At 71.3% G+C, this 1,730-nt stretch carries 1 protein-coding gene; it reads right to left on the reverse strand.

The genetic code is table 11. The features are described 5' to 3' along the window. A partial coding sequence (locus HMPREF3159_RS02400) for an ATP-dependent helicase (protein ID WP_246821428.1) occupies nt 1-1,730 on the reverse strand: 1,730 nt, incomplete at both ends.

A 1,730-nucleotide genomic window follows, 5' to 3' on the forward strand; every position in this document is an offset into this window, starting at 1 on the left:
GACGGCGCCGGCCGCGTCCTCCTCGGCCTCGGCGGCGCCCTCCGCGCCCCCGGCCGCGGCGGCGTCGCCCTCCTCGTCCTCCATCTCGCTGGCGAGCGCGTCGAGCTCCTCCATCTGCGCCTCGAACTCCGCGGCGACGCTGATCAGCTCGGCGAGGTTCTCCAGGCGGGACTCGTCCTGCGGGTCGTCGCTGCCCTGCAGCTCGGCATAGTAGCCGGAGCGGGTGAGGATCGCCTCGAGCAGCTCGGCGGGGCCGTCGCCGCGCTCGGCCATCGCCTGGAGATCCTCGAGCATCGCCACGAAGGTGCGCACGGCGTTCAGCGAGCGGGTCGCGATGCCCGGCGCCTCCTCCGCGCGGCGCAGCGCCTCCCCGAAGCCGATCCGGTCCCGCTCGGCGAGCATGGCGATCGCGGCCTCGGCACGGTCGCCGATCCCGCGCTTGGGGACGTTGAGGATGCGGCGCAGGTTGATCTCGTCGGCCGGGTTGGCGAGCACCTGCAGGTAGGCGATCGCGTCCTTGATCTCGCGCCGCTCGTAGAAGCGCGTGCCGCCCACCACGCGGTACGGCAGGCCCACGCGGATCAGCTGGTCCTCCAGCGCCCGGGACTGGGCGTTGGCACGGTAGAAGATCGCGATGTCCCCGGCACGACGGCCGTCGTCCACGAGCGCGTCGATCTGACGGCCGATGTAGCGGGCCTCGGACTGCTCGTCGTCGGCGACGTAGAGGGTGATCTGCTCCCCCTCGCCCTGGTCGGTCCAGAGGTTCTTCTTGCGGCGGCCCTGGTTCTCCTCGATCACCGCGTTCGCGGCGGTGAGGATGTTCTGGGTCGAGCGGTAGTTCTGCTCCAGCACGATGGTGCGCGCGGAGGGGAAGTCCTGCTCGAACTCGATGATGTTGCGGATCGTCGCACCGCGGAAGGCGTAGATCGACTGGTCGGAGTCGCCCACCACGGTGAGGTCGGCGCGCGGGTCCTCCCCCACCAGCTCCCGCACCAGCTGGTACTGGGCGGCGTTGGTGTCCTGGTACTCGTCCACCAGCAGGTGGCGGAAGCGGCGCCGGTAGCCCTCGCGGATCGCGGGGTTCTCGCGCAGCAGCGCGACGGTCAGGCCGATCAGGTCGTCGAAGTCGACGGCGTTGGCCTGACGCAGGCGCTCGGTGTAGTTCGTGAAGATCTTCGCGAGCGTCTTCTCGAACGGGTTCTTCGCGCTCTCGGCCTGATCGGCGAAGTCGATCGGGTCCACGAGGTCGTTCTTCAGCGTCGAGATGCGGGAGGCGAGCGCGCGGGGGGCGTGCTTCTTGGTGTCGAGCTGGAGGTCCTTGGCGATCGTGGTGATCAGGCGCAGCGAGTCGGCGCTGTCGTAGATCGTGAAGGAGCTCTTCAGCCCGGCCGCGGCGGCGTCGCGGCGCAGGATGCGCACGCAGGCGCTGTGGAAGGTGGAGACCCACATCGAGCGGGCGGCGGGGCCGATCAGCTCCTCGACGCGCTCGCGCATCTCGGCGGCGGCCTTGTTGGTGAAGGTGATCGCGAGGATCTCGCCGGGCAGCGCCTCGCCGGCGCGCAGCAGGTGGGCGATGCGGCGGGTGAGCACGCGGGTCTTGCCGGAGCCGGCGCCGGCGACGATCAGCAGCGGGCTGCCCCGGTGCTCGACCGCCTCGCGCTGGGCGGGGTTCAGGCCGTCGACGAGCTCGGCGAGGGCGGGTGAGTCCGCCGGGACCCGCCGACGGGACG

Origin of the sequence: Brachybacterium sp. HMSC06H03 (assembly GCF_001807385.1) — a bacterium.
Classification (GTDB): domain Bacteria; phylum Actinomycetota; class Actinomycetes; order Actinomycetales; family Dermabacteraceae; genus Brachybacterium; species Brachybacterium conglomeratum.